The 6,256-nt window shown below is 71.6% G+C and carries 6 protein-coding genes; 1 reads left to right on the top strand and 5 read right to left on the bottom strand.

The features are described 5' to 3' along the window. Window positions 1–246: 246 nt before the first annotated feature. From dnaG to dusB, 3 genes are read right to left on the bottom strand one after another with little or no spacing between them, the layout of a single operon-like run. Window positions 247–2,166 (bottom strand): DNA primase, encoded by a 1,920-nt coding sequence (gene dnaG / locus DEJ30_RS08665; protein WP_110860459.1) that lies wholly within the window; start codon window positions 2,164–2,166, stop codon window positions 247–249. 40 nt (window positions 2,167–2,206) lie between these two features. Beyond that, window positions 2,207–3,502, bottom strand: a complete 1,296-nt coding sequence (locus tag DEJ30_RS08660) for a deoxyguanosinetriphosphate triphosphohydrolase (protein WP_110860457.1) — start codon at window positions 3,500–3,502, stop codon at window positions 2,207–2,209. Next, window positions 3,499–4,665, bottom strand: coding sequence for a tRNA dihydrouridine synthase DusB (dusB, locus tag DEJ30_RS08655; protein ID WP_110860455.1), 1,167 nt, complete (start codon window positions 4,663–4,665; stop codon window positions 3,499–3,501). Before dusB ends, DEJ30_RS08660 begins: the two co-directional genes overlap by 4 nt. A 47-nt stretch (window positions 4,666–4,712) precedes the next feature. On the opposite strand from dusB, the gene DEJ30_RS08650 reads away from it, so the two are divergent. After that, window positions 4,713–5,198 carry an aminoacyl-tRNA deacylase gene (locus DEJ30_RS08650; protein ID WP_110860453.1) on the top strand — a complete coding sequence of 162 codons (486 nt, stop codon included), beginning with the start codon at window positions 4,713–4,715 and terminating at the stop codon, window positions 5,196–5,198. Between the two features lie 8 nt (window positions 5,199–5,206). Here the strand turns inward: DEJ30_RS08650 and DEJ30_RS08645 are convergent, their stop codons facing one another. Both DEJ30_RS08645 and DEJ30_RS08640 read right to left on the bottom strand, forming a co-directional pair. After that, window positions 5,207–5,461, bottom strand: a complete 255-nt coding sequence (locus DEJ30_RS08645; RefSeq protein WP_110860451.1) for a hypothetical protein — start codon at window positions 5,459–5,461, stop codon at window positions 5,207–5,209. Beyond that, window positions 5,458–6,192, bottom strand: coding sequence for a DsbA family protein (locus tag DEJ30_RS08640; RefSeq protein WP_110860449.1), 735 nt, complete (start codon window positions 6,190–6,192; stop codon window positions 5,458–5,460). The genes DEJ30_RS08645 and DEJ30_RS08640 overlap by 4 nt, the downstream gene beginning before the upstream one ends. Window positions 6,193–6,256 lie beyond the last annotated feature (64 nt).

The raw sequence follows: 6,256 nt of genomic DNA, 5'->3' as shown, positions 1-6,256 counted from the left end.
AGATGTGTATAAGAGACAGCGCCACACCCCGCGCGGTCACGTCCCGTCGGCCGGACCCCGCCCAGCCGACGGTCTGGGACCACTCGACGCCCCACACGCGACACGTCCCGACCACTCACGCACCCCCGAGAACACACGAACTGCCGCTCGCAGCCTCGCCGGGCGACAGTTCGCGCGACCTCGGCGAAGCGCACGCAGCGCGTCGTGCGACCTCGTGCACGTCCGGCACCGGCCGCGCGAAGAGGGCTAGGACGCCTCGGCGTCGGCCCGCAACCGCATCCGCTGCCCGTCGATGTCGACGAGCTGCCGCTGGATCTCGGCGCGACGCTCGGCCTGCTCGTGCGGGTCGGCGCGCTGCAGCTGTCCGAGCAACGAGGCCTTGCGGGCGAGCAGGTCGCGCTCGACCAGGGCCACGACGATGCTCCGGCAGTAGGCCGCCAGGTCCTCCGCGTTGCGCGCGGGGATCGGTGCGAGGGCGAGTTCGTGCGTCAGGGTGCGGAGTGGCGCCGGCACGTCGGCGAGCAGCCGGTCGAGCCAGTCCCCCGCGCCGATGACGTCGACGTTGGCGACCACGGCGTCCCGCACGGCGGCGAGCATCGGCGTCGAGAACGTGGCCGACGCGGCGAGCCCGAGCATCGGTGCTCCGACGGACGTGGGCTGCTGCACCATCGCCATCACGGCGTCGCGCTCCATGCGGCTGATCGGGTCGTTCGGCAGCGAGCGGATCCCGGCGACGGGCTCGTCGGGGGTGTCGGCCCCGTCGGTGCCGGTTCCGGCACGGCCGTCGCGCCCCGTGCCTGCGGACCGGTCGTCCTGGCCGGCGGAGCCCGCACGGCGCCGGGCGGTCTCGACCGACCGACGGACCTCGGGGATCTCCATGCCGAGCCAGCCGGCGAGTTCGCGGACGTACCCCTGCGTCAGTGAGCGGTCGCGGATGCCCGCGAGTACAGGCGCAGCCGCGCGGAGCGCCCCGACGCGACCCTCAACGGTCTCGAGGTCGTGGCCGTCCAGGGTGCGGCGGATCATGAACTCGAACATCGGGCGCTTGTTCGTGACCAGTCGGCGGATGGCGTCGTCACCGCGGGCGAGCCGGAGGTCGCACGGGTCGAGCCCGCCGGGCGCCACGGCGACGTAGGTCTGGGCGGCGAAGCGCTGTTCTTCCGCGAAGGCACGCGAGGCGGCACGCTGCCCGGCCTCGTCGGGGTCGAACGTGAACACGACCTCACCGTTGGCGTTCGGGTCGGCGCCGGCCAGGTCACCGAGCATCGGGCGCAGCACCTTGATGTGGTCGACGCCGAACGACGTGCCGCAGGTGGCGACGGCGGTCGTGACACCCGCGACGTGACACGCCATCACGTCGGTGTAGCCCTCGACGATGACGACCTGCTTCTGCTTCGAGATGTCGCGACGGGCCAGGTCGAGCCCGTAGAGCACCTGGCTCTTGTGGTAGATCGGGGTCTCGGGCGTGTTGAGGTACTTGGGACCCTTGTCGTCCTCGAGCAGGCGGCGCGCCCCGAAGCCGATGGTCGCCCCGGTGACGTCGCGGATCGGCCACATCAGCCGCCCGCGGAACCGGTCGTACGGCGAGCGGTCACCCTGGCTGACCAGGCCGGCCGACACGAGTTCTTCCATCGTGAAGCCGCGTCCGCGCAGGTGGTCCTTGAGCATGTCGTAGGACTTCGGCGCGAACCCGACGCCGAAGTGCTGGGCGGCCGAGGGGTCGAACCCGCGCTCCCCCAGGAACCGGCGGGCGGGGTCGGCGGCAGCGGTGGTGAGCTGCCCCGTGAAGTACTCGAGCGCGGCTTCGTTCGCGGCGATCAGCCGGGCCCGGGTGTTGTAGTCGGTGCGCGGCCCGTCGCCCTCTTCGTAGTGCAGGGTGAAGCCGATCTTCGCGGCCATGCGCTCGACGGCCTCGGCGAAGGTGGTGTGGTCCTGCGCCATGATGAAGCTGAAGACGTCGCCGTCCTCGCCGCAGCCGAAGCAGTGGTAGCGGCCGACCTGGGGCCGGACGTGGAACGACGGCGAGCGTTCGTCGTGGAAGGGGCAGAGGCCCTTCATCGACCCGACGCCCGCGTGCTTCAGCGTGACGTAGTCGCCCACGACGTCGGCGATGTTGACACGCGAGCGGACCTCGTCGATGTCGTTCCGCGCGATCCTGCCAGCCACCCCTCGATCCTAGTTCGTGGGACCGACGTCGGCGGACCGGTCAGACGGCGATGTGGACCGGGTCACGGTCGCCCACCACCAGACGTCGGTGCCACGCGAGTGCGCCCTGGTCGGTCAGGCTCGCGACCTGGTCGACGACGGCACGCAGTCGGCCGGCGTCGTCGCCCGCGGCGTGCCAATCGGCGGCGAAGCCGGGCTCGAGGTCGGACGCACCCGTCGCCGCCAGCGCGTCGAGCAGTTCGGTGAGCACGCGGCGCTGGTCTTCGTACACGGGCTGGCGGTCGCCGTGGGTCATCACGAAGGCCGCGACGATGCCCTTGAGCACCGCGATCTCGCCGATGATCTCGGGCGGGGTGACGACCGACGCGGCGAACCGCACGAGCGACCCCGAGGCGTAGGACTCGCGGGTGGCCGTCGTGGCGGTGCGGGCGAAGCGTCCGATCAGTTGCGACGTCAGGTTCTTCAGGCGTGCGGCATCACGTCGGGAGCCGTCGTACGCGGTCATCCAGAGCGGCAACTCGCGCAGGCGGTCGAACGCCTCGAGCAGCTCGTCGCGGCTCAGGTCGTCACCGACCCAGGCGTGCATGGCGGTCACGATGTCGTTCTCGCCGACGCGGTCACCCAGGGCCGCGACGTCGATGAACCCGGCGACGACGGCGTCCTCGAAGTCGTGCACGGAGTACGCGATGTCGTCGGCGAGGTCCATGACCTGCGCCTCGATGCAGCGCTGGCGACGCGGGGCGCCGGCGCGGAGCCACTCGAAGGCGTCGTGGTCGTCGTCGTAGAAGCCGAACTTGGTGCGTCCGGAGGACGACTCCGAGACCCCCTGCGCCGCCGGCCAGGGGTACTTGCAACTGGCGTCCAACGACGCGCGGGTCAGGTTGAGCCCGTACGGACGGTCGACGTCGGAGCCCGGCCGGACACCGTAGACCTTCGGCTCGAGCCGCGTCAGCAGCCGGAGCGTCTGCGCGTTGCCCTCGAAGCCCCCGATGCCGGTGGCCCAGGCGTTCACGGCGGTCTCGCCGTTGTGCCCGAACGGCGGGTGCCCGATGTCGTGCGCCAGGCACGCGGTGTCGACCACGTCGGGGTCGAGCCCGAGCGAGTCGGCGAGCTCGCGGCCGACCTGCGCGACCTCGAGCGAGTGGGTCAGCCGGTTGCGGGCGAAGTCGAGCCCCGCCGTCGGGCTGAGCACCTGGGTCTTGGCGGCCAGACGCCGGAGGGCACTGGAGTGCAGCAGTCGGGCACGGTCACGGGCGAAGTCCGAGCGGCGGTTGCCGTGTTCTTCGGGGAGCCAGCGCTCCGCGTCGGCCGGGCCGTACGAGGCGGTGGCGCTCATCCGCCGCTGTGGTGCAGCTCGGCGGCGGCCAGGACCTTGCGGAACTCGGAGTCGACGTCGCGGCTCTCGAGCCAGCGGTCGGGCAGCGCGGTGCGCTTCGGGTGCCCGGCACGACCGCGCGGCCCCTCGGCGTCCGCACCCGGGTACGGCGCGTCGTGGTCGAGCTGGCCGAGGAAGTCGTCGATCTCCTGCAGGCTCGACGCCATCGCCAAGCCGGCCCGGACGTCGCTGCCGATCGGGTACCCCTTGAAGTACCAGGCCACGTGCTTGCGGATGTCGCGGCAGGCGTGTTCTTCGTCGCCGAAGAACTCGACGAGCAGCTCGGCGTGCCGGCGGAACCCGTCGGCGACCTCGCCCAGGGACGGCATGTACCGGAGCCCCTCGCCACGGAACGCCGCGGCCAGGTCACCGAACAGCCACGGACGGCCGAGGCAGCCACGCCCGACGACCACGCCGTCGGCACCGGTCTCGTCGATCATCCGGAGCGCGTCGGCGGCCGACCAGATGTCGCCGTTGCCGAGGATCGGGATGTCGGTGACGGTCTCCTTCAGCGTGGCGATCGCGGACCAGTCGGCGTGGCCGGAGTAGTGCTCGTTCGCGGTGCGGGCGTGCAGCGACACCGCGGCGACACCGGCGTCGCGCGCGATGCGTGCGGCGTCGAGGTAGGTCAGGTGGTCCTCGTCGATGCCCTTGCGCATCTTCACCGTGACGGGGACGTCGCCCGCGGCACGCACGGTCTTGGTGACGAGTTCGCGGAACAGGTCGAGTTTCCAGGGCAGGGCCGCACCGCCGCCCTTGCGGGTGACCTTGGGCACCGGGCACCCGAAGTTCAGGTCGATGTGGTCGGCACGGTCCTCGCCCACCAGGATCGACGCCGCTTCGGCCACGGTGTTCGGCTCGACGCCGTACAGCTGGATCGATCGCGGGGTCTCGGACTCGTGGTGCTGGATGAGCTGCATCGACACGGGGGTCCGTTCGACCAGCGCCCGTGAGGTGATCATCTCGCACACGTAGAGCCCGGCGCCGTACTCGCGGCACAGCCGGCGGTACGCCATGTTCGTGATCCCGGCCATCGGCGCGAGCACCACCGGCACGTCGACCTCGATCGGGCCGATGCGCAGGGGGCCGCCGACTCGCGAGGCGGGTGCTTGTGTGATCGTCATACCTGTCCCATCTTCCCACGTCGGTGCGCGCCGGTAGCGTTCTCCACATGACGACCGACGCCAGCACCCGGTTCGACGCCGACGCCCGGGCCCGTGGCCTGCCGGTCGAAGTGGTCGAGCGCCCGGCCGCGAACTCCCTGCACGAGGCCGCCGAACTGCTCGGCATCGAGCCCGGCGACATCGTCAAGACCCTGGTGGTGAAGCGCCACGACGGCGGGTTCCTGCTCGCCCTGGTGCCCGGTGGCCGCAGCATCGCCTGGAAGAAGCTCCGCACGGTCGTCGGCGTCAACAAGCTCTCGATGCCCGACGCCGCCACCGCGCTCGAGGCGTCCGGCTACGAGCGCGGCACCATCACGCCGATCGGTGCCACGGGCGACCTGCCGGTGTACGCCGACGAACGCATCGCCGGCCGCCGGGTCGCCCTGGGCGCCGGCCGGCACGGTGCGAGCGCCTTCGTCGACGCCGACGAGCTCGTTGCCGCCTACGGCGCGACCGTCGCCGACATCACCGACGAGGAACCTCAGCGCGGCTGACGCAGCCGTCAGTCCGGCACCTCGGACCAGTCGCCCTCGGCGCCGGCGAACGAGCCGGCGTCGATCAGGCACGCGTCGCCCTCGCAGACCGGCGCACCGCCGGGCGTGACGAGCGTCAACAACGCGGGACGGGCCTCCAGGCCGGGAACGCCGGGAGAACCGGAGACGCCCGGCAGCCCCGTGAGCGCGTCCGGTACGGACGGCACCGACGTCACGGCCTGGAGGCGCACCGCACCCTGGTCGCTGATGGTCATGTCCGTCATCGGGTCACCGCCACGTCCGCGCTCGCGTCGTCCGCAGCGCGCTCGGCCGTCGAGGCGACCTCCTCCGGCGTGGTCTCGCGGAGCGCGACCACCTGGCGGAGCACCTGCTCGAACGCCGTGGGGTCCTGGGCGCCGGAGACGCCGTACTTGCCGTCGATGACGAAGAACGGCACGCCGTTGATCCCGTACGCCTGCGCCTGGGCCTGGTCGGCGCGGACCGCAGCGAGCTGGGCGTCGTCGCGCAGGGTGCTGAGGACCTCGTCGCGGTCGAGGCCGATCTCCGCCGCCAGGTCGGCGAGCGAGGACTCCTGTCCGACGTGCTCGCCGCGCTCGAAGTAGGCGGCGAACAGGCGCTCGACCATCTCGAGCTGCTTGCCGTGCTGCTTGGCGAGGTGGATGACCTGGTGGGCCTTCACCGTGTTGGTGTGGTGCATGGCCTCGAAGTCGTAGCTGAGGCCGACGCCCGCGGCGATGGCGGTGACCTGGTCGAGCATCTGCTGCGCCTGGTCGACGGGCATGCCCTTGTGGCCCGAGAGGAACTCGGCCTCGGTGCCCTCGAAGTCCACGGGGGTGTCGGGGCTCAGCTCGAAGGAGTGGTACTCGACCTCGACGGGGCGGCCCTCGCTCGAGGCGCCGAACGCGGCGACGCCGGCCTCGAACTTGCGCTTGCCGATGTAGCACCAGGGGCAGGCGATGTCCGACCAGACATCGACCTTCACGGAGTCGTTCATGCTCAGCCCAACGCGTGGCGTGCGCGCGCATTCCCGGGCCGGCAGCAAGACACCGGTGTTCGCA

This window comes from Curtobacterium sp. MCPF17_003 (genome assembly GCF_003224385.1).
Classification (GTDB): Bacteria; Actinomycetota; Actinomycetes; order Actinomycetales; family Microbacteriaceae; genus Curtobacterium; species Curtobacterium flaccumfaciens.
Note: the sequence above shows the minus strand (reverse complement) of the source record. Positions and strands in the feature narration are given on the sequence as shown.

Bases quoted from the DNA above. Each gene is read 5' to 3' on its own strand.
- DEJ30_RS08660 (WP_110860457.1), bottom strand. From the start codon at position 3,502: ATGAGCGCCACCGCCTCGTACGGCCCGGCCGACGCGGAGCGCTGGCTC.
- dusB (WP_110860455.1), bottom strand. From the start codon at position 4,665: ATGACGATCACACAAGCACCCGCCTCGCGAGTCGGCGGCCCCCTGCGC.
- DEJ30_RS08650 (WP_110860453.1), top strand. From the start codon at position 4,713: ATGACGACCGACGCCAGCACCCGGTTCGACGCCGACGCCCGGGCCCGT.
- DEJ30_RS08645 (WP_110860451.1), bottom strand. From the start codon at position 5,461: ATGACGGACATGACCATCAGCGACCAGGGTGCGGTGCGCCTCCAGGCC.
- DEJ30_RS08640 (WP_110860449.1), bottom strand. From the start codon at position 6,192: ATGAACGACTCCGTGAAGGTCGATGTCTGGTCGGACATCGCCTGCCCC.